Raw genomic sequence first — 21,999 nt, forward strand, 5'->3', positions numbered from 1 at the left:
AAATCCGGCTTCGCGCCGTTGTTGCTTCAAGACGTCTTCTGACAATGGGTGCAGATGCCCGTGATCTCGACCACGGACAGTTTCGGCGCAAAGCCGGAGTTGCGCGCCGCGGCGTTGAGGTCCTTGGCAAAGGACCCCGACGGGATCTCGCCGACCAGGCCGCAGCGCTCGCAGATCAGGAACGCCACCGCGGAGGTCGCGTCATGGTCGTGGGCGGCGCAGGCGAGATAGGCGTTGCGGCTTTCGATGCGGTGCACGAGGCCGTTCGTCATCAAAAAATCGAGGGCACGGTAGACCGTGATCGGCGCCGGCCGTGGCATCGATTTGGCGAGCTCGTCGATCACCTCATAGGCGCCGAGCGGGCGGTGGCTCGCGAGCAGCGCCGCCAACACCTGGCGGCGAATCGGCGTGAATTTCTGCGCCCGTTGCTGGCAAACCGCCTCGGCATGCGACAGCGCGTCCGCGGTGCAGCGGCCGTGATCATGGTCAGGCGTCGGAAATGCCGGCTTGGCGAGGGTCATGTCGCCTGCCTTCTAGCATTTCGGCCAGGGAACCCAAAGCACGACCGGGGCGGTGGCGGTCAGCCATGCTTTTGCTGCGGGACAGCATCGCGCTAACCCGCCATGAAATAATCATAAGCTTGCTTATTATAGCCAAGCTTATTGGAGACAACGTTTATGACCCGCGGGTCCGTCGACCAGAACTTCCTGTTCACGCTCGGTGAGCTCTACCGCCTCTTGCGCGTCCATGCCGACAAGGAGGCATCGCGCTTCGGCATCACCCGCGCGCAATGGGCGGTGCTGGCCAAGGTCGAGCGCAGCGAGGGCATGAAACAATCGGAACTTGCCGAGCTCTTGGAGATGCAGCCGATCACGCTGACCCGCCTGATCGACAAGCTCTGCCACAGCGACTGGATCGAGCGCCGCAATGACGCCTCGGACCGCCGTGTCAAACGCCTGCATCTGAAGAAGGCCGGCCGTGCACTGCTCGGTAAAATGAGCGGCCTTAAGTCGGAACTCACGGCGAACGCGCTCGACGGCATCAGCCCGGCGGACGCCCACCGTCTCCTCACCCAACTCGAATCCATCAAAGAAAACGTGCGTAACGCGATCCAGAGTAGCGGAGCGGAACAAGCGCGTAAGGAGCAGCGCTATGGCTGATCAGGTTCTCAAATTCCAGCCCGAACAGAAGATCGACAGCGGCAAGCCGACCAAGAAAGCCGGCACTAACCCGCGTCGCCGCCTGGTCGCGGGCCTGCGGCGCTATCGCCGCTTCCTGCTCATGGTCGTGCTGCCGATCGTCGTCGCGATCGTCGGCTTCACCTTCTATCTCAATGGCGGCCGCTATGTCGGCACTGACGATGCCTATGTCGGCGCGCAGAAGGTGCTGGTGACGCCCGACATCTCCGGCAAGATCGAGAAGATCGTCGTGAAAGAGGGCCAGATCGTCAAGCAGGGCGACGAACTGTTCGAGATCGACCCCGTGCCGTTCCGCCTCGCGGTGGACGAGGCCAAGGCGCAGGTCATGCAGGCGCAGTCGACCTATGACAACCTCCGCGCCAACATCAAGATTTATGGCGACATGCTTGGCCTCGCCCAGCAGGGCGTCGATTTGAAGCAGCGCGACGTCGAACGCAAGCAGTCGCTGGTGAAGAACAGCTACGGCTCGCAGCTCGACCTCGACAACGCGTCGAACGCACTGGTAACGTCCGGCTCTATCGCGCAATACGTCAAGCAGCAGATTTCGACGGCCAAGACGCAACTGCTCGGCGACACCGATCTGCCGCTGGAGAAATTCCCGCCTTACGCGCAGGCCAAGTCCAGGCTCGACAACGCCGAGCGCAATCTCGACCACGCCGTGGTGCGCGCGCCGATGAGCGGCGTGGCGACGCAGGTCGAGCAGATCCAGCTCGGCCGCTACGTCTCCGCCGGCATGGCGGTGTTCTCCATCATCGACGTCGCCCATCCCTGGGTCGACGCCAATCCGAAGGAGAGCGACCTCACCCACGTCACCGAAGGCCAGCCGGTCACACTCGAGGTCGACGCGTTCCCGAACCATGTCTTCAAGGGCAAGATCGGCTCGCTCTCGCCCGGCACAGGCGCGCAATTCGCGATCCTGCCGCCGCAGAACGCCACCGGCAATTTCGTCAAGGTGGTGCAGCGCGTGCCGGTCCGCATCTATTTCGACGAGACCGACAAATACGTGAAGAGGCTAAAGGCCGGCATGAGCGTCTATGCCACCATCGACACCGGCCACCAGCGCTCGCTCGCCGGCCTGTTCGGATTGTCGGCCACCGCGAACCAAGACAAAGACTGAGACAAGGACTGATCCGATGTCCAGTCCCAATGCCAGCCTGATGGTCCCCGGCCTGCGCCGGAACATGGTGACGATCTGCGCCATGACTGCGACCATCATGCAAGCGCTGGACACCACCATCGCCAACGTCGCGCTGCCCTACATGCAGGGCACGCTGTCGGCCTCGCAGGACCAGATCAACTGGGTCTTGACCTCCTACATCGTCGCCGCCGCGATCATGACGGCGCCGGTGGGCTGGATCTCCAACCGCTTCGGCCGCAAGCGCATCTTCATCATCTGCGCGGGCGGCTTCACCTTCGCGTCCGTGCTGTGCGGCCTCGCGCAGGACATCAACCAGATGGTGCTGTTCCGCCTGCTGCAAGGCGTGTTCGGCGCGGCGCTGGTGCCGCTGTCGCAATCGGTGATGCTCGACTATTATACGCTCCAGGAACGCGCCAAGGCGATGTCGATCTGGGGCATGGGCGTGATGATGGGGCCGATCATGGGCCCCTCGCTCGGTGCCTGGCTGACCGAGACCTATTCCTGGCACTGGGTGTTCTTCGTCAATTTGCCGTTCGGTGCGATCACCGTGCTCGGGCTACTCGTCTTCATGGACGAGACCAAAAAGGATCTCAGCCTCAGATTCGACTGGCTCGGCTTCGCGGCGCTGGCGGTGGGGATCGGCGCGCTCCAGCTCGCGCTCGACCGCGGCGAGCAGCTCGACTGGTTCGAATCGGTCGAAATCCTGACCGAGTTTGCCGTCTCCGCCGTCGCCTTCTACTATTTCTTCGCACACTCCCTGACGACCTCGCGGCCGTTTATCCAGTTCGCACTGTTCAAAGACCGCAACTTCCTCACCGGCTGCATCTTCATGACAGTGATGGGGCTCGTGCTGTACTCGACCATGGCGCTTGCCTCGCCCTACCTTCAGAACGTCATCGGCTATCCCATCATGACCGCGGGCGGGCTGCTTGCGAGCCGCGGCTTCGGGACTTTCTTCGCCATGATGATGGTCGGCCGCATCATGCGCTTCATCGAAGCGCGCACGCTGATCATCTCCGGACTGACGCTGACGGCGGCGTCGCTGTTCCAGATGACCGGCTGGACCGACCAGACCCAGGTGCCGGAAATCGTCGTCGTCAGCGTGATCCAGGGCTTTGGCTTCGGCTTGGTATTTGTGCCGCTCTCGACGGTGGCGTTCATGACGCTGCCGAACCATTTGCGTACCGACGGCACCTCGATGCTGACGCTGTTCCGCAACGTCGCGAGCTCGGTCGGTATCTCCATCGTCATCGCCCAGCTGACCCAGGGCACGCGCAAGACCTATGCGATCCTGTCCGAGCACATCAACCCGTTCAATCACGCGCTCCAGATGCCTGATGTCAGCGGCATGCTCAACCTCTCCACCGACGCCGGCCGCGCCATGGCCGACCGAATGGTCAGCATCCAGTCGCAGATCATCGCCTTTGCGCACGACTACCAGCTCGTGATGTTCTTCATCCTCTGCACCATTCCGCTGGCGCTGATGATCGGCTCGACCAAGGCCATGCTGCGCAAGCAGTCGGCGGGGCCGGAACATGCGGTGATGGAGTAGGACGAACAACGCGGCGGCGCCTCATACTCCTCCGTCGTCCCGGACAAGCGAAGCGCCGATCCGGGACCCATACGCCGCAGCAATAGTTTTGCGAAGATTCGGAGTTACCAGCTCGCCCCACAACCATGCCCTGTGGTTATGGGTCCCGGCCTTCGCCGGGACGACACTGAATTTGCTGCGCGAGCTGCTACAACAACTCCTCGCAGCCCAAATCCTCAACCGCCATCATCACGCGCTCCAGATTATTCCACCAGATCAGCGGCGGGATGTTGATGCTCCACTGCCAGACTGGCCTCGTGATCTGCCAGAGCACCGACCAGCGATAGTCGCGATCGAGCGCGCCGCGCGTGTAGTTGGTGATCCCGATGTCGAGCAACGTGTCGTGGTAGAGATTGAGCAGCGGCCGTTCGAGCGCCTGCCTTCGCTCCGGGTACCACATCATCGCCATCATGTAGGCGAGGTCGTTGGTCGGCACATTGATGCCCCAGAGATCGAAATCGAAGACGCGCACGGTATCGGTGACACCGGCGCGCGGCAGCAGGAAATTCCAGGTGTGGGCGTCGCCATGGGTGATGCTGAGATGACGGCGCGAATGATAGCGTTCGGATAGTCGAGCCGACTGATCGATGAGGCGGCGATAGAGGATGCGCCGTTCCTCGCTGAGGCGATCACCGAGCAGATCGGCAAAGCGGTCGTAATGACCGGCAAAGGTCTCCATGTGCTGCGCGCTGTCCTCGGCGCTTGCCCAGGTCCCGACGGTGTCGCCAAGATCCGGATGGTCCCACCATGCTGCGTGCCAGCGCGCGAGCGTCGTGACGATCGCCGCCGTCTCCGAACGCGACGGGGGCAGCGGCCATTGCGTCGCGACCGCATGGCTGTCGGTGAGATCCTCGAGCAGGAGATGCCAGGTTTGGCTATCCTCGTCGAAATGCCCGTCGAAGCAGCGCGGCACGAGTCCGGGCGGCATCCTCGGCGACAGCTGCGTGTAGTAGGCCACCTCGTGCCGGCCGCCGTTGGCAAGCGTCTCTGCAAACGCGGCATTCGCAGTCTTGAGGATCAGCGTCTGCGGCGCACCGGCGGATTCGCCGACATAGCGCAGGCGAAGGCGAATGATGTGCGACACGACGGTGTCGCGCTGATGCAGCACCTTCACCTCGCGCACGGCGCCAGCGTCGAGCACGCCGCCCCTGCGCAGTGCAGCCGTCAGTCGGGCGGGCTCAACGACCGCCGGCAGTTGTAGAGGTGTCATTAAGCGCCCCGGGTGCCGCGCGCATTCTGCACGATCACACCCGGCAGCGCCAGCCGCACTCCGCCGCCTTCACAGGAAGGCGGCGGCTGACGTCACACGTCGAAGAACACCGTCTCGTCGCCGCCCTGCAAACGCAGGTCGAGTCGATAGACCGTCTTACCCGCCTCGCGCACCGCGATCAGCGTCGCGCGGCGATCCGCCGGCACCAGTGCCAAGACGGGATCGGCGGCATTGCCGGCCTCGTCGCTGAAATAGATGCGGGTATAGAGATGCCGCAGCATGCCGCGCCCGAACACCGCCAAAACAATGTGCGGCGCCTGCGGCTTGCCATCGGGATCCGGCACCGCGCCCGGCTTGATGGTGTCGAAGGAATAATGTCCGTCCTTGTCGGTGCCGCAGCGGGCAAAGCCGCGGAAGCTGGCATTCGGCAACGCGCGCTTGTCCTGCGGATCGGAGAAGCGGCCCTGCGCGTCCGCCTGCCAGATCTCCAGCATGGCATCGGGCACAACGGCGCCGTCGCCGTCGAACACACGGCCCTCAATGTGGACGCGATCACCGGAGACGTCGGGCGTCAGCGTCGAGTTGGTGAACGCGTCGTTCCAGGCGTAGTCGCCGGTCGGCGTCAGGCCGTATTTGAAGAACGGACCGACGGTCTGCGATGGGGTGATACCGTTGTCCTGCACCTTAATGGTTCTCCATAGGGGTGGCGTTCTTGCCGCGTAGCACGATGTCGAAGCGGTAGCACAGCGCCCATTCGGGCTTGGTATTCTCCAAGTCGAACGACGACACCATCCGCATCCGCGCCTTCTCATCCGGCACCGAGTTGAAGATCGGGTCGAACGGGAACAGCGGGTCGTTCGGGAAATACATCTGCGTCACCAGCCGCGTGACGAAGGAATGGCCGAACACCGAGAGATGGATGTGCGCCGGACGCCAGGCATTGTGATGATTGCCCCACGGATAGGCGCCGGGCTTGATGGTGACGAAGCGGTAGTAGCCGGACGCGTCGCTTTGCGTGCGGCCCGCGCCGGTAAAATTCGGATCGAGCGGTGCCGGATGCTGGTCGCGGACATGGACGTAGCGGCCGCAGGAATTGGCCTGCCAGATCTCGACCAGCGAATTCGGCACGCCGCGGCCGTCCTCGTCACGAACATGGCCGTGCACGATGATGCGCTCGCCGATAGGCTCGCCTGTGTGCTGGGTGGTAAGGTCGTCGTCGCCATCGCGCACGGTCTCGTGGCCGTAGACCGGGCCGGTCAATTCCGACAGCGTATGGTGCATCGGGATCAAGGGCTTGTTCGGCGCGCGCTTGATCGAGCTCTTGTATTCGGGCGACAGCGGCAGCGGATGCGCCTTGTTGCTGTCGACGGGATAGATCAGTGTCATGGGCGAACTCCTCCCCGGCCATTTTGGTCAGCCGGTCAACGCTTCAGCCAATCATTATAGAATATAACTAATCTAGGGAAGCGGGTTTAGCGGGTCTCCTGCGCCCGACGCTATTTGATCGGCGGCCGCGGCAGCACGGCCTCTCCGGCCGCCAGCCGGTAGGTGTGGTCGAGTGAATACCAGGGCGTCGCGACGTCGGCCGCGCTCGGATGCGGCGAGTCGTGGCGCAGGAACTTGCCGATCAGCGCTTGTGTCACGCCGAATTGCACGTCGCTGTCGATGTGCGGATCGGCGGGGTCGTAGACCTGCGAGATCAGCACCTTGAATCCGGGCTTGAAGAACAGCGCGTGCAGATGCGCGGGACGATAGGGATGCCGGCTCTGCGCGTTCAGCAGGCGGCCGACCACGCCATCGGTCGGAATCGGATAGCCAATCATCATCACCGAGCGGAAGGCGAAGCGCCCATCCTGGTCGGTCGTGAATTTGCCGCGCAGGTTCATGTCGGCCTGCTCGGGATCCTGGTTCTCATAGAGACCGACCGGCGAAGCGTGCCAGACGTCGACCTCCGCGCCGGCGACCGGGCGGCCGTCCTTGTCCACGACGCGGCCACTGACGAACAACGGCGCCCCCCGCGTCTCGGAGCGGACGATCGATCCGCCATTCTCCATCAGCGGCGAGTTCAGGCGCCAGAACGGTCCGAGCAGCGACTGATCCGTTTCCGTGTTGCCCTGATCGCCATTGTTGAGCAGGCACACCAGCGGGGAGACGCCGAGCGAGCCAGCCATCAGCACGACTTCATTATGCGTGTCGGTCGAAAGCTTGCCGAGTTCGGCCACGATCGCGGTCGCATCGCGGAACTCCGCCTCGGTCAGGCGAACATCGCGGACGAAGGCGTGCAGGTGCTTGACCAGGGAGACCATGATCTGGCGCAGCCGCGGATCGGACGTCCGCTCCATCACCGCCAATGCCGCGGCCGTGACGTCCTGCTCGCGCTCGATGATCATGAGATGATCCCTGAAAGCCCTCTCCCCGCGAGCGGGGAGAGGGCGAGAGCTTAGTTCAGCTTCTCGATCGCAACCGCAACACCCTGGCCGACGCCGACGCACATGGTGGCGAGCGCGAGCTTGCCGCCGCGCTTTTCCATGCCGTGTACGGCGGTCAGTGCGAGGCGCGCGCCGCTCATGCCGAGCGGATGGCCGAGGGCGATCGCGCCGCCATGCGGATTGACGAAATCAGCATCGTCGGCGACGCCGAGCTGGCGCATACAGGCGATGCCCTGCGAAGCGAAGGCTTCGTTCAGCTCGATCAGGTCAAAATCGCTGATCTTCTTGCCGAGGCGCTCCATCAGCTTGCGGGTCGCGGGCACGGGCCCGATGCCCATGATGCGCGGCGGCACGCCGGCCGAGGCGAGACCGAGGATGCGCGCGCGGGGCGTGAGGCCGTGCTTCTTCACGGCAGCCTCGGACGCCAGGATCATCGCGGCCGCACCGTCATTGACGCCGGAGGCGTTGCCGGCGGTGACCGTGCCGGGATTGCGCACGATCGGCTTCAGTTTGGTGAGGGCTTCGAGCGTGGTCTCGGGACGCGGATGCTCGTCCTTGTCGACCGTGATCGGCCCGGCCTTGCCGCCGGGAATGATGATCGGCGTGATCTCCTCGGCGAAATAGCCAGCGGCAATCGCGGCGCCTGCGCGCTGCTGCGAGCGGATCGCAAAGGCATCCTGGTCGGCGCGCGAGACCTGGAATTCCTCGGCGACGTTCTCGCCGGTCTCCGGCATCGCGTCGACGCCGTATTGCGCCTTGAGCAGCGGATTGATGAAGCGCCAGCCGATGGTGGTGTCGAAAATCTCGGCGGAGCGCGAGAACGCTTCCTGCGCCTTGCCCATCACGAAGGGCGCGCGGGTCATGGATTCGACGCCGCCCGCGATCGCAAGCTCGATCTCGCCGGAGCGGATGGCGCGGCCCGCCGCACCGACCGCATCGAGGCCGGACGCGCAGAGCCGGTTCAGGGTCTGGCCGGGAACCGAATCCGGGAGCCCTGCGAGCAGCAGCGCCATGCGTGCGACGTTACGGTTGTCCTCGCCAGCCTGGTTGGCACAGCCGAAGAAAACTTCGTCCACCTGCGCCCAATCAAGGCTCGGGTGCTTCGCCATCAGCGCCTTGATCGGGGCAGCCGCCAGGTCATCGGCGCGCACCTTGGCAAGTGAACCGCCGAAGCGGCCGATCGGGGTCCGCACGGCATCGCAGATAAAGACGTCACGCATCGTTGTTCTCCCTGAATGCCGCGGTCCGGCCAAATTTCTTCAATTCCGGCGGAGTTTTAGGAGCGCGCCCGCGGCAGGTCAATTGACGGTTTCGCGCGCGATTTGCAGGGGACCGGCGTCCGCAACGCATGCCGCGGTGCGGACAACGTGGAAAACCTCCCCTCGCCGGCCAAAGCGATAGGAGCGAGGTGCGAAATTTTGTAGGTTGCGCCGCCTATGACCATGCAACAGCCCATTCCCGCGCCAGACCCCGAACCCACGGCCGCGCCGCAGGCGGACGCCGCCGCGCGCGTCACGCCGATGATGGAACAGTACCTCGAAATCAAGGCGGCGCATCAAGGCCTGTTGCTGTTCTACCGGATGGGCGATTTCTACGAGCTGTTCTTCGAGGATGCCGAGATCGCCTCGAAGACGGTCGGTATCGTGCTGACCAAGCGCGGCAAGCATCAGGGCGCGGATATCCCGATGTGCGGCGTGCCGGTCGAGCGCTCCGAGGATTATCTGCACCGCTTGATCAGCGCCGGCCACCGGGTCGCGGTGTGCGAGCAGACCGAGGACCCTGCCGCGGCCAAGGCGCGCGGCAACAAGAGCGTCGTGCGGCGCGGCGTGGTGCGGCTGGTGACGCCGGGCACGCTGACCGAGGACAACCTGCTCGACGCGCGCGCCAACAATTACCTGCTGGCGATTGCGCGTGCGCGTTCGTCTACCGGTGGTGATCGCTTTGGTCTCGCCTGGATCGACATCTCGACCGCCGAATTCATGGTGCTGGAATGTTCGGGCGGCGAGCTCGCCGCAACGCTGGCACGCATCAACCCGAACGAGGCGATCGTCGCCGACGCGCTCTACAACGACAGCGAGCTCGGGCAAACCTTGCGCGAACTGCCGGCGGTGACGCCGCTGACCCGCGACGTCTTCGACGGCGCCACCGCCGAGAAGCGCCTGTGCGATTATTTTGCCGTTGCGACCATGGACGGGCTGGCGCAGTTGTCGCGGCTCGAAGCCACGGCTGCCGCCGCTGCCGTCACCTATGTCGACCGCACCCAGGTCGGCAAGCATCCGCCGCTGTCGCCGCCGGCGCGCGAAGCCTCCGGCGCGACCATGGCGATCGATCCGGCGACGCGCGCCAATCTCGAACTGACGCGGACACTCGCGGGCGAACGCCGCGGCTCGCTGCTCGACGCCATCGACTGCACGGTGACGTCGGCCGGCTCGCGTCTGCTGGCGCAGCGGCTCGCCGCGCCGCTGACGGATGCAATAGCAATCGCCCGGCGGCTCGACGCCGTCAGCGCCTTCGTTGCCGATTCTGCGGCCCGCGAGGACATCCGCAGCATCCTGCGCGGCGCACCCGACATGTCGCGCGCGCTGGCGCGGCTCTCGGTCGGCCGCGGCGGCCCGCGCGATCTCGCCGGCCTGCGCGATGGCATCATCGCCGCCGACCAGACGCTGGCGCGGCTCGGCGAACTCGACCAGCCACCGCAGGAACTCGTAGCCGTGATGGCCGCACTGCAACGTCCGTCGCGCGAGCTCGCGGCAGAATTTGCCAGCGCGCTCGACGAGCAGCTGCCGCTGATCAAGCGCGACGGCGGCTTCGTTCGCCAGGGCTACGAGCCCGCGCTCGACGAAACACGAAACCTGCGCGACGCATCGCGCCTGGTCGTGGCCTCGATGCAGGCGCGCTACGCCGACAACACGGGCGTCAAGGGCCTCAAGATCCGGCACAACAACGTGCTCGGCTATTTCGTCGAGGTCACCGCGCAGCATGGCGACAAGCTGATGTCGCCGCCGCTGAATGCGACCTTCATCCATCGCCAGACGCTGGCAGGTCAGGTGCGCTTCACCACCTCGGAGCTGGGCGAGACCGAGGCCAAGATCGCCAACGCTGGCGACCGCGCGCTCGGGCTCGAGCTCGAAATCTTCGACCGGCTCTGCGCGAAGGCTCTGGCGATCAGCGATGATTTGCGCGCCGCTGCCCATGCCTTTGCGCTGCTCGATGTCGCGACCTCGCTCGCCAAGCTCGCCGTCGACGACAATTACGTGCGGCCCGAGGTGGATTCCTCCCTCGGTTTTGCGATCGAGGCTGGCCGCCATCCCGTGGTCGAGCAAGCGCTCAAGCGCAATGGCGAGCCATTCATCGCCAATGCCTGCGATCTCTCGCCAGGACCTGCGCAAAAGTCCGGCCAGCTCTGGCTGCTCACCGGCCCCAACATGGCCGGCAAATCGACCTTCCTGCGCCAAAACGCGCTGATTGCGCTGCTCGCCCAGATCGGCAGCTTCGTGCCCGCCACGCGCGCGCGGATCGGCATCATCGACCGCCTATTCTCGCGCGTCGGCGCCGCCGACGATCTCGCCCGCGGTCGATCCACCTTCATGGTGGAGATGGTCGAGACCGCGGCGATCCTCAACCAGGCCGGCGAGCGCGCGCTCGTGATCCTCGACGAGATCGGCCGCGGCACCGCCACCTTCGATGGCCTCTCGATCGCCTGGGCCGCGATCGAGCATCTGCACGAGAGCAATCGCTGCCGCACGCTGTTCGCGACGCATTATCACGAGCTGACCGCGCTCTCGGCCAAACTGCCGCGGATGTTCAACGCCACGGTGCGGGTGAAGGAGTGGCAGGGCAATGTCGTGTTCCTGCATGAGGTGCTGCCGGGCTCGGCCGACCGCTCCTACGGCATTCAAGTGGCCAAGCTCGCAGGCCTGCCGCCGGCCGTGATCACGCGCGCCAAATCCGTGCTGGCCAAGTTAGAGGCGCAAGATCGCGGCCAGACCGCACGCGCGCTCGCCGACGATCTGCCGCTGTTCGCCGTGCCCTCGCGCGCCGCAGCCGAAGCTGCGCCGCCGAGCGAGGCCGAACTTCTGATGGACGCAGTGAAAGCGCTGCACCCCGACGAGATGTCCCCGCGCGAAGCGCTCGAGGCGCTCTATGCGCTGAAGGCCAAGCTGCCGAAGCCGTAGCCCGAACCGGATGATCGTGCAGAAAGCGCGACACGGATTCCGCGAGTTCCATGTAAGTCAGCGATGCTGTCTAGTGGGTGGCTCGCGAGCGACAGTGGCCCGCCATAATCAATAGGCCGCGCTGTTTCCATATTTGCGGCGGTTTGCGCCTTGATCGTTGCCCTCGGCTCGCGATTCGATTGCGTGACCGACTGTAGGTGAACGTGCGCAAGCTTGGTGCAGCTCTTCAAAGTCTCGCGCCGCTCTTCTCTGGGCTTCGCCGTCTGCGTGTCGGCATACTGACGATTATGATCTGCGGGATGCTTGTCGGTGCCCCGCCAACTGTCCGCGCGCAATGCACCACATCACCCTCGAACGGCGGCATTGCGCAAAATGGCGGCGCGCCATGCACGGTCAGCACTCCGGTAACCGTCGGCTTCGGAACAGCCGTAGCCGCGACGAACAGCGCCGCCGTCACGACAAATGCCGCGGTCACAGCCCACGGATTCGGAACGGGGATCAGCGCGGCAACCAACTCTGTCGTCACCGTCAATGGACCCGTGACGGCGAGCGGCCTCGGATTGGGAGCCGCGAGCGGCGCCCGCATCGTCGCCAACGGCATCCTGCTTCAGAACGATGGCGGAGGCGGCGCGATCGCCATGAGCGCCAACAACGCCACAATCATAGCGAACGGCATCACTGTGGTCTGGCCCAATGGTGGCGGCCAGAGTCTGGTGCAGGCGCTGGCGGGCGGGCTTATCCAGTTCACACCCGGTTCCTCACTCACCGTGGCCTTTGGCGGGATTCCCTCCGCACTGCTCGCCAGCGGTACAGGAAGCCGCATCATTGCCGATGGCTTGACCCTTTCGATGGGTGGCTCGGGCGGTATTACCGCGGTCAGCGCCCAGTCGGGCGGCAATATCCAACTCACCGGGGGTAGCATCACATTCTCGGGTGGTGGTGGGAACACCGGCTTGTCGGCAACAGGTGCCAACAGTGCGATCTCCGCGACCGGCGTCAGCATCTTGGTAGGCACGGGCGGCGGCGATGTCGGCGCCAACGCCGCTTCAGGCGGCCAGGTGACGCTGATGGGCGGCAGCGTATCAGTTCTGGGTGGCGGTGGTGGCGAGACGGGACTTCGAGCAACTGGAGCAGGAAGTGCGGTCATCGCAAGCGACGTTGCGGTCACCGTCACAGGGAGCGGTGGAGATGCGGGGGTTGGCGCGGCAAATGGTGGTGCCGTCATCACAACAGGCGGCTCGGTATCCGTCGAGAACGGTGCGGGCGGGCTGTTGCAGAACGGTGGTACTGCAACAATGGCCGGCACGAACGTGACGGCTTCGGGCAACGGCGGCTACGGCTTTCTGTTCAACAACGGCGGGAGTGCCAATGCATTGCTGTACAGCAACGCGACAATCGTGGCGAGCGCCGCCTCCTTCTCGGTTCAGGGCGCCACGGCCAACATCAGCCTTAACAACGCGGTCGCGATCAAAAACAATAACACTCTGCTCGAAGCGGTATCGGGAAGCGCCACGACATTCAACGCGCAGGGATCGACCTTGGGCGGAGTGATCTCGACCCAGAGCGGCAGCACCAGCACGATCAATCTTGCGCTGCAGACCCGCTGGAGGATGACCGGCAATTCGACCGCAACCAACCTCACCAACGACAACAGCACGATTAACTTCACCCCGCCAACCGGCGACCCGACACAACTGTCGAGCTACAAGACGCTGACCGTGACCAATTACACCGGCGCGAACGGTCGGATCGGACTGAATACGTTCCTTGGCACTGACGGCTCGCCCTCGGACATGCTCGTCATCAACGGCGGCAATGCTTCGGGCACATCGCGGCTCAAAATCACCAACACCACCGGTCCCGGCGCCGAGACGACCGGGAACGGCATCCAGGTGGTTCAGGTGATAAACGGCGGCAAGACCGCAGCCGGCGCGTTCGCGCTCGCTGGCGAAGTGCGTGGCGGCGCCTTCGACTATTTTCTTTTCCGTGGAGGCCCCGTTGCCGGCACCGATCCCAATGACTGGTTCCTGCGCTCAACGTTCACGACCGGGGGAGGCGGAGGCGATGGAGGCGGTGGAGTCCTGCCTCCCGACCCGCCAGGACCTATTCTGCCGCCCGGCACCCACCCAATCATCGGGCCCGAACTTGCGACCTATGGATCCGTTCAACCGATGGCGCGCCAAATAGGTCTGACAACACTTGGCACGCTCAACCAGCGGATCGGCGACACCATGACCCTGTTCAACGCGGGCACCGATCCCAATGGTTGGGACCGCTCGGACTGGGCGCGAATGTTCGGTCAGCAGATCAATGGCCATTCTCGAGCCTTTGCCGATCCGCGCGCCAGCGGCTGGCTGGCTGGCTTCCAAGGCGGCGTTGATCTCTGGCGCGGCAGTACGATTCCGGGTCATCGCGACTCCGCCGGTCTCTACTTTGCCTATACCCAAGCGTCGGCCAACGTGACAGGGCTCGTCACCAACCCGACCGTCACCGGCTACATGCTGACACCCACGGGGACCAACGATATCGAGGCCTATTCGGCCGGCGGCTATTGGACGCATTACGGACCGACCGGCTGGTATCTCGACGCGATCCTGCAAGTAACGCTCTATCGCGGCAACGCCACCACGCAATTCTCGCAATTGCCGATCAAGGGCACCGGCTTGGCTGCCTCGCTGGAAACGGGCTATCCGATCCCGCTGCCGCTCGGCGCGGGCTTCACGCTCGAGCCGCAGGTCCAGATTATCTGGCAGCGGGTCGCATTCGACGATGCCAATGACGGATTAGGCCAGGTCGGGATGGGCACCACCTCGGGCCCGATCGGTCGACTCGGCCTGCGCGGCCAGTGGAATTTCCAAGCCAGCAACGGGACGCTCTGGCAGCCTTACGTCGGCGTAAACTATTGGCGCGGCTGGGGCGCGGACGCGACCACCAATTTTGGCGTCGACCAGGTGCAATTGAAGGAGAACATGCAGACAGTCGAGGCGTTCGTCGGCTGCACCGGGAAGTTCGGCAGGAGCTTCAGCGTCTACGCCCAGGGCGGCTATCAGTTCGGCGTCGGCAGCACGATCAATGCCGGTCCCCGGGGCGCTAAGGCCACCGCAGGTGTTCGATATAGCTGGTGAGTTGATCTCCGGCGCATCAGACGCGTGCGCTCCGCATGGTATGCACTTCAGCGCTTCTTGCGTCGTCCATTCCACCACAGCGTCAAATTCCACACGATACAGGTCGTGAGCGCGAGGCTGAGCCCGATCGCCGAGCCGAAATTGGCGGCGCCGACATGCAACACCGCGATCGCCATGCCGAATCCGAGCAGGCCCCAGGCGGAATTCGCAAGCACGGCGGCGGTCGGCGGACCGCCGATGCGCGGGTGCAGGATCACCATCATGCTGGAGAACACCACCGGATAGAGCGCGATGATGCCGCTGATGCGCGGGCCGACCCAGCCCGAGGTCGAGACCACGATGGCAACGAGGGTCGCGACCAGCGCCGCCCGCATCGGAATGTCGTACCAGCGGCGCGTCACCAGCGGCATCTTCACATGACGATAGCCCGCGAGCAGCGGAATGCAGATGCCGAACGCGATCAGATTGACGGCGAGCCCGGCGGTGAGCGACCAGTCGAACTGCTTGATGATCGAGGCGAGCACGATCCAGACCGCGACCGCGCTTCCGCAACTCACCAGCAGGCTGCGCCGCTGCGCCAGCACGACATAGGTGAGGCCCATGAAGATCGTTGCCGCGTTGACCGGAAGGCTCGACAGCGCACCCTGGGCGATGAAAGCGGCGTCATGATCGAGCGCGAGGAAGACGTAGGACGGACCGGCGGAGACCGGCAGGGTCGCAACCAGTGCGCCGATCACCGGCCCCGAGCGCTCGGTGATAGCAGAAGCCGACACGACGAACGCCGCCGCGATCGCCATGCGCAAGAAGAGGAGGAGGATGAGCTGGAGGTCGAGGGACATTTTTTTCTTGTTACCCTCCCCTGAAGGGGGAGGGTAAGAGACTCACATCCGCTGCATCGACACCGAAACCTTCGGGCCGTTCTTGATGGTCTGATAGACCACGCAATAGCGCTCGGTGAGCTTGAGCAAGAGATCGAGCTTGTCCTGCGGCGCCGGCGTGTCGACCTCGAAGCGCAGGCGAATCTCGGCGAAGCCGACCGGGGTCTCCTTGTCGACGCCGAGCGTGCCGCGGAAATCCAGATCGCCCTCGGCATAGACGTTAGCGGTCTTGAGCGGAACCTCGATCGCGGTCGCGACCGATTTCAGCGTAACGCCGGCGCAGGCGACCAGCGCCTCGAGCAGCATGTCGCCGGAGCAAAGCTCGAGGCCGGAGCCGCCGGTCGCGGGATGCAGACCTGCCATCGCGATGGCGCGGCCGGTCTCGACCTTGCAGGCGATGCCTTCGCCATCCGTTGAGCCCTTAGCCTTCAACGTGATCAGCGCGGTCTTGGGGTCAGTCTTGTAGCGTTCCTTGATCGGGGCCTGCATCTGGCGCAGTTCTGCGGCGTCCATCTTGTTCTCTCCCGGAAAATACGCCTCTCAACGTACCCTTGCGATGTACCGGCTTAGGGAGAGAATGTCACCACCACATGGCCTGACCGGGACCCTGGGTTGCGTCACGGTCGGGGACGTTGCGGTCGAGCGAACGGTCGAGTGACGTCAGCACACTTCGTTTGAAATTCTCGAACAGCGCCGAATTGCGGTCGCGCGGGCGTCCCAGATTGATCTCGATCTGGTCGAACATACGGCCCGGCCGCGGCCGCATCACTAGCACACGATCGGCCAGCACCACGGCTTCGTCGACGTCATGTGTGACGAGGATCAAGGTCGGCCGCGTGTCGGCCCAGAGATCGAGCAGATGATCCTGAAGGTCGCGGCGGGTGAAGGCGTCGAGCGCGGAGAAGGGCTCGTCGAGCAAGAGCACTTCGGGCTGCGGCACCAGCGCGCGGGCGATCGCGACGCGCTGGGCCTGCCCGCCCGAGAGCTCGCGCGGCCATGCCTGCGCCTTGTCGGCGAGGCCGACGCGGGCGAGCGCACGCGCCACTTTTTCACGCCGCTCGGCGGCGGGCAAATCGGCAAGTCCAAAACCGATATTGTCGGCGACGCTGAGCCAGGGCAAAAGCCGCGGCTCCTGGAAGATGATGCCGATCTTGGCATGGGGCGCTGCGATCGCCTCGCTGTCGAGCGTCACGGTGCCTGAGCTTGCCCGATCGAGGCCGGCGATGGCGCGGAGCAGCGTGGACTTGCCGCAGCCGGAGCCGCCGATGATGGCGACGATCTCGCCCTGCTTGATGTCGGCCGAGAAGCGCGCCAGCGCATGCACGCCGTTGGGATAGGTCTTGCTGACCCGGTCGAGCGCCAGCATCGCGTCAGGTTCCCTTCGCGCGGCCGAAGGCGTCCTGCCAGCGCAGGAACGGCGCGGCCCCGACTTCGATCAGCCAGTCCGTGAGCTTGCCGAGGATGGCGAAGATCACGATCGCAGCCAGGATCTGCGCGGGCTTGCCGAGCTGCTGACCGTCGAGCAGGAGATAGCCGAGGCCTTCGGAGGCGCCGATCAATTCGGCCGCCACCACGAACATCCATCCCAGACCCAGGCCGACACGCAGGGACACGACATAGGCCGGCAGCACCGCCGGCAGCAGGATGCGGCGGATCATGGCGGGACCGGAGAGACGGAAGGTGCGTCCGACTTCGACGATCTTGCGATCGACCGTCAAGATCGCGCCCATCACACCGAGATAGACCGGGAAAAAGACACCAACCGCGATCAGCGCGATCTTCGACGTTTCGAAGATGCCGAGCCAGAGGATGAACAGCGGCACCCAGGCGAGCGAGGGGATCGCGCGCAGCGCCTGCACGGTTGGATCGAGCAGCCGGCGCGCCAGCGACCAGTAGCCGGAGATGGAGCCAAGCAAAGTGCCCGCGGCGACGCCGAACGCGAAGCCGAGACCGACGCGCCACAACGTTGCGGCGATGTGGCGGATCAGTTCGCCGGAGCGGGCGAGATCAGCGATGGTGGCAAAGACCCGCGAGGGCGGCGGCACCAGCCGTCCGTTCGACCAGCCAAGCCAGACGATGAGTTCCCAGCCAAGCGCGAGGATCAATGGCAGCAGCAGTGACAGCATCGGCCGCGCATAGCGCGACAGCTGCGAGGGCGCGGCGGCGCTCTCGGCCGGTTCCGAAGATTGCTGCAGGACTGGCGCGTCGGAGCTCATGGCCGGTAGGAAGCGCGTCTTGTTAGGGAATGCAAGGGCGCCTCTTGCCCTCCCCTGGAGGGCAGGGGAGGGTAACGATCAATTCGTCGGCAGCGGGACCTGGTCGTCGATCAGGGCGTCCAGCGTCGCCTTCACGTCGACCTTGGCGTCGACGACGCCCGCCTGCTGCAAGGCAAGACCCGCAGCGAGGATCGAGTCGCGCTGGGGCGCGCCGATGCGGCTGTGGGTGAGTTCGGTGCGCTCCTTGAGCTGCTTGTCGACGACGGCCTCGGGAAGCTTCGTCACGGCGATGAAGGTCTTCTTGAGATCATCGTAATTCGCCAGCGAATACTTTCGCGCGTCCTCGTAAACCGCGAGCACACGGCGGGCGGCGTCCGGATAGTCCTTCAAGAACTGCTCGCGCACATTGAGGATGCCCCAGGTGTTGGCGTCGGCCTTGCGGTAGAAGAGTTCCGCGCCCTCCTCGACCTCGGCCTGCGCCATCATCGGATCGAGGCCGGCCCAGGCATCGACATCGCCGCGGATCAGCGCAGTCTTGCCGTCGGCGTGCTGGAGCAGCACCGGCGTGATGTCCTTTTCGGTGAGGCCCGTACCTAACAGCGCGCGCACCAGGAAGATGTGCGGATCAGTGCCGCGCGTCACCGCGACGCGCTTGCCCTTGAGGTCGGCGACACTTGCGATCTTGGAGTCCTTGCCCGTCACCAGCGCCGTCCATTCGGGACGCGAGTAGACATAGATCGACTTGATCGGGTTGCCGTTGATGCGGGCGACCAGCGCCGCCGAGCCCGCGGTCGAGCCGAAATCGATCGAGCCGGCATTGAGGAATTCGAGCGCCTTGTTCGAACCGGCCGACTGCACCCAGGTAATGGTGATGCCGTCCTTGGCGAACTCCTTCTCCAGAAGCCCCTTCTGCTTCAGCACCAGCGACACCGGATTGTAGGTCGCCCAGTCGATGCGGATTTCCTTGAGCGGATCCGCAGCCCTTGCCCCGGGGGCCACAGCGAGCGCCACGGCTCCCGCCAACAGAATGCGTCGTGAAATCCTGATCATGCCCGGCCTCCTCCGAATTTCATTGTTTTTCAATGAGTTATATCTAGAGGTCAACCAGAAAATCCCACCTTGAAAGCGCATCGACCGAGAACAACTTTGCCCAAAGCGGGCGTTTTTAAGCATGGAACGACTATTGCCAGAGAATGGCGGGTGACAGCGCCTGCCACCTCTTATATCCGGTGAGACATGGACAGCGTCACGACTGAGCACAAGGCTGAGGTGGATGATCGCTTCGACACCGCGCGGATCACCGCCGCGGTCGATGCGCTTGCCGAAAAGCACCAGGGGCGCGAGGACGCCTTCCGCACCGCGACCGCGCAATTGCTCAAGGCCGAACTGATGGCGGCGCGCGCGGCAGCGCAAACGATCCTGCTGAAGGACCGTCACGGAAGGCGCTGCGCCGAGCGGCTGTGCCACGTCCAGGACGAGATCATCCGCATCCTCTATTCGGCGGCGACCCGTCATCTCTACCGCTCGCCGATCCCGAGCGGCGCCGAACGCATGGCGGTGGTCGCGACCGGCGGCTATGGCCGCGGCCTGATGGCGCCGGAATCCGACATCGATCTGCTCTTCATCCTTCCCTACAAGCAGACCGCATGGGGCGAGCAGGTGGCTGAGGCGATCCTCTATTGTCTTTGGGACATGGGGTTGAAGGTCGGTCACGCCACGCGCTCGGTCGATGAATCGATCCGCCAGGCACGCGGCGACATGACCATCCGCACCGCGATCCTGGAGACGCGCTTCCTCACGGGCGACCAGCCGCTCTATGACGAGCTGGTCGCGCGCTTCGACAAGGAAGTGGTGCAGGGCACAGCGTCCGAATTCGTCACCGCAAAACTCGCCGAGCGTGAAGAACGTCATCGCCGCGGCGGCCAGTCACGCTATCTGGTCGAGCCGAACGTCAAGGACGGCAAGGGTGCCTTGCGCGACCTGCACACGCTGTTCTGGATTGCCAAATACGTCTATCGCGTGCGCGACACCGACGAGCTGGCCGAGCGCGGCGTGTTCGACGCGCAGGAGTACCGTACCTTCCGCCGCTGCGCCGACTTCCTCTGGTCAGTGCGTTGCAATCTGCATTTCTACTCTGGCCGCGCCGAGGAGCGCCTGTCCTTCGACCTCCAGCGCGAGATCGCGGTCCGCCTCGGCTACACCTCGCATCCCGGCATGCAGGACGTCGAGCGCTTCATGAAGCACTACTTCCTGGTCGCCAAGGAAGTCGGCAACCTCACCGCGATCCTCTGCGCCAAGCTCGAGGACCAGCAGGCCAAGCCCGCGCCGGTGCTGAGCCGGATGATGGCGCGGCTGCGCCCCACCCCCGTGAAGCGGCGCGTTCCCGACAGCGACGACTTCATCGTCGACAACAACCGCATCAACGTCGCCGCGCCCGATGTCTTCAAGCACGATCCGGTCAATCTGATCCGCATCTTCCGCCTGGCGCAGAAGAACAACCTCGCCTTCCACCCGGATGCGATGCGCGACGTGACGCGCTCGCTCGGCCTGATCAACGCTCAGATGCGCGAAAACCCCGAAGCCAACCGGCTGTTCATGGAGATCCTGACCTCCGACAACGCCGAGATCGTGCTGCGCCGGATGAACGAGACCGGCGTGCTCGGCCATTTCATCCGCGCCTTCGGCAAGATCGTCTCGATGATGCAGTTCAACATGTATCATCACTACACCGTCGACGAGCATCTGATCCGCTGCGTCGGCTTTCTTCAGGATATCGAGCGCGGCGGCATCGAGGAGTTCACCTTCGCCAGCGACCTCATGCGCAAGATCCGCCCCGAGCATCGTTCGGTGATCTACATCGTGACGCTGCTGCACGACATCGCCAAGGGAAGGCCGGAGGATCACTCGATTGCAGGCGCCAAAGTCGCGCGCCGGCTCTGCCCGCGGCTCGGCTTCAGCGCGGCCGACACCGAGCTCGTGGCCTGGTTGATCGAGGAACATCTGACCATGTCCACGGTCGCGCAGTCGCGCGACCTCTCCGATCGCAAGACCATCGAGAATTTTGCGGCCGTGGTGCAGTCGGTCGAGCAGATGAAGCTGCTCACGATCCTCACCACCGCCGACATCCGCGGCGTCGGCCCCGGCGTGTGGAACGGCTGGAAGGCACAGCTCTTGCGCTCTCTTTACTACGAGACCGAGCCGGTGTTGACCGGTGGCTTCTCGGAAGTCGACCGCGGAAAACGCCTCATCGCCGCACATGCCGAGTTCCGCATGGCTTTCGCCGAATGGCCGAGTGACGAGCTCGATGCCTATATCGGCCGGCACTATCCGGCCTATTGGCTCAAGGTCGAGCTGGCGCGAAAGATCCGCCACGCGCGCTTCGTGCGTTCGAGCGAACAGGCCGGCCACAAGCTCGCAATCAATGTCGGCTTCGACGAAGTCCGCGGCGTCACCGAATTGACGATCTTCGCCGCCGACCATCCCTGGCTGCTCTCGATCATCGCTGGCGCCTGCGCCTCGGCCGGCGCCAACATCGTCGACGCCCAGATCTACACCACGACCGACGGCCGCGCGCTGGACACCATCTCGATCTCCAGGGAATACGACCGCGACGAGGACGAGGGCCGGCGCGCCACCCGCATCGGCGAGATGATCGAGGACGTGCTCGAAGGCAAGCTCCGCCTGCCGGAGGTGGTGGCGCGGCGCACCGTGCGCAGCAAGGCGCGCCCCTTCGTGATCGAGCCGGAAGTGACCATCAACAACCAATGGTCCGACCGCTACACCGTGATCGAGGTGTCCGGCCTCGACCGCCCGGGCCTGCTCTACGAACTGACGACTGCGATCTCGAAGCTCAACCTCAACATTGCATCCGCCCATGTCGCGACCTTCGGCGAGCGCGCCCGCGACGTGTTCTACGTCACCGACCTGCTCGGCGCGCAGATCAACGCGCCGACCCGCCAGGCCGCGATCAAGAGCGCGCTGACCCATGTGATGGCGGGCGACAAGGCGGATCAGCCGGCGGCGTGAGGTAGCGGCGCG

The 21,999-nt window shown here is 64.6% G+C and carries 17 protein-coding genes; 6 read left to right on the plus strand and 11 right to left on the minus strand.

Annotated elements, in window-relative coordinates; genetic code table 11:
* Nucleotides 1-26 precede the first annotated feature (26 nt).
* Nucleotides 27-521 carry a Fur family transcriptional regulator gene (locus ACPPVR_RS41115; RefSeq protein WP_426612181.1) on the minus strand — a complete coding sequence of 165 codons (495 nt, stop codon included), beginning with the start codon at nucleotides 519-521 and terminating at the stop codon, nucleotides 27-29.
* 156 nt (nucleotides 522-677) lie between these two features.
* On the opposite strand from ACPPVR_RS41115, the gene ACPPVR_RS41120 reads away from it, so the two are divergent.
* From ACPPVR_RS41120 to ACPPVR_RS41130, 3 genes are read left to right on the plus strand one after another with little or no spacing between them, the layout of a single operon-like run.
* Nucleotides 678-1,160 (plus strand): MarR family winged helix-turn-helix transcriptional regulator, encoded by a 483-nt coding sequence (locus ACPPVR_RS41120; protein ID WP_426612182.1) that lies wholly within the window; start codon nucleotides 678-680, stop codon nucleotides 1,158-1,160.
* Complete coding sequence (locus ACPPVR_RS41125) at nucleotides 1,153-2,316, plus strand: HlyD family secretion protein (RefSeq protein ID WP_426612183.1); 1,164 nt, start codon at nucleotides 1,153-1,155, stop codon at nucleotides 2,314-2,316. The genes ACPPVR_RS41120 and ACPPVR_RS41125 overlap by 8 nt, the downstream gene beginning before the upstream one ends.
* A gap of 16 nt (nucleotides 2,317-2,332) precedes the next feature.
* On the plus strand, nucleotides 2,333-3,889 hold the full coding sequence (locus ACPPVR_RS41130) for an MDR family MFS transporter (RefSeq protein WP_426612184.1): 1,557 nt from the start codon (nucleotides 2,333-2,335) through the stop codon (nucleotides 3,887-3,889).
* A 187-nt stretch (nucleotides 3,890-4,076) separates the two neighbouring features.
* Here the strand turns inward: ACPPVR_RS41130 and ACPPVR_RS41135 are convergent, their stop codons facing one another.
* From ACPPVR_RS41135 to pcaF, 5 genes are all read right to left on the minus strand, one after another.
* Nucleotides 4,077-5,138 (minus strand): phosphotransferase, encoded by a 1,062-nt coding sequence (locus ACPPVR_RS41135; protein WP_426612185.1) that lies wholly within the window; start codon nucleotides 5,136-5,138, stop codon nucleotides 4,077-4,079.
* Nucleotides 5,139-5,230: 92 nt separating this feature from the next.
* Complete coding sequence (pcaG, locus tag ACPPVR_RS41140; protein WP_426612186.1) at nucleotides 5,231-5,821, minus strand: protocatechuate 3,4-dioxygenase subunit alpha; 591 nt, start codon at nucleotides 5,819-5,821, stop codon at nucleotides 5,231-5,233.
* A gap of 1 nt (nucleotide 5,822) precedes the next feature.
* Nucleotides 5,823-6,524, minus strand: coding sequence for a protocatechuate 3,4-dioxygenase subunit beta (gene pcaH, locus ACPPVR_RS41145; RefSeq protein ID WP_426612187.1), 702 nt, complete (start codon nucleotides 6,522-6,524; stop codon nucleotides 5,823-5,825).
* Nucleotides 6,525-6,634: 110 nt separating this feature from the next.
* Entirely contained in the window at nucleotides 6,635-7,528 is an 894-nt protein-coding gene (locus ACPPVR_RS41150) for a dioxygenase (RefSeq protein WP_426612188.1), read from the minus strand.
* A 50-nt stretch (nucleotides 7,529-7,578) separates the two neighbouring features.
* The gene (gene pcaF / locus ACPPVR_RS41155; RefSeq protein WP_426612189.1) at nucleotides 7,579-8,787 is read right to left on the minus strand and encodes a 3-oxoadipyl-CoA thiolase; all 1,209 of its coding nucleotides are present in this window, start codon (nucleotides 8,785-8,787) and stop codon (nucleotides 7,579-7,581) included.
* Between the two features lie 216 nt (nucleotides 8,788-9,003).
* Between pcaF and mutS the strand changes: the two genes are divergently transcribed.
* A complete protein-coding gene (gene mutS, locus ACPPVR_RS41160; RefSeq protein ID WP_426612190.1) occupies nucleotides 9,004-11,742 on the plus strand; it encodes a DNA mismatch repair protein MutS in 2,739 nt (912 codons plus the stop codon).
* 299 nt (nucleotides 11,743-12,041) lie between these two features.
* Nucleotides 12,042-14,867, plus strand: a complete 2,826-nt coding sequence (locus ACPPVR_RS41165; protein WP_426612191.1) for an autotransporter outer membrane beta-barrel domain-containing protein — start codon at nucleotides 12,042-12,044, stop codon at nucleotides 14,865-14,867.
* A gap of 47 nt (nucleotides 14,868-14,914) precedes the next feature.
* On the opposite strand, the gene ACPPVR_RS41170 is transcribed toward ACPPVR_RS41165, so the two are convergent.
* The 5 genes from ACPPVR_RS41170 to ACPPVR_RS41190 form a co-directional block, all read right to left on the minus strand.
* On the minus strand, nucleotides 14,915-15,706 hold the full coding sequence (locus ACPPVR_RS41170) for a hypothetical protein (RefSeq protein WP_426612192.1): 792 nt from the start codon (nucleotides 15,704-15,706) through the stop codon (nucleotides 14,915-14,917).
* 42 nt (nucleotides 15,707-15,748) lie between these two features.
* Complete coding sequence (locus ACPPVR_RS41175) at nucleotides 15,749-16,258, minus strand: OsmC family protein (RefSeq protein WP_426612193.1); 510 nt, start codon at nucleotides 16,256-16,258, stop codon at nucleotides 15,749-15,751.
* Between the two features lie 67 nt (nucleotides 16,259-16,325).
* Entirely contained in the window at nucleotides 16,326-17,111 is a 786-nt protein-coding gene (locus ACPPVR_RS41180) for an ABC transporter ATP-binding protein (protein ID WP_426612194.1), read from the minus strand.
* 4 nt (nucleotides 17,112-17,115) lie between these two features.
* The gene (locus ACPPVR_RS41185; protein ID WP_426612195.1) at nucleotides 17,116-17,961 is read right to left on the minus strand and encodes an ABC transporter permease; all 846 of its coding nucleotides are present in this window, start codon (nucleotides 17,959-17,961) and stop codon (nucleotides 17,116-17,118) included.
* Between the two features lie 78 nt (nucleotides 17,962-18,039).
* A complete protein-coding gene (locus ACPPVR_RS41190) occupies nucleotides 18,040-19,011 on the minus strand; it encodes an aliphatic sulfonate ABC transporter substrate-binding protein (RefSeq protein WP_426612196.1) in 972 nt (323 codons plus the stop codon).
* A gap of 186 nt (nucleotides 19,012-19,197) precedes the next feature.
* Between ACPPVR_RS41190 and ACPPVR_RS41195 the strand changes: the two genes are divergently transcribed.
* Entirely contained in the window at nucleotides 19,198-21,987 is a 2,790-nt protein-coding gene (locus tag ACPPVR_RS41195; RefSeq protein WP_426612197.1) for a [protein-PII] uridylyltransferase, read from the plus strand.
* Nucleotides 21,988-21,999: the final 12 nt, after the last annotated feature.

Source organism: Bradyrhizobium sp. McL0616, assembly GCF_049993385.1.
GTDB lineage: Bacteria > Pseudomonadota > Alphaproteobacteria > Rhizobiales > Xanthobacteraceae > Bradyrhizobium.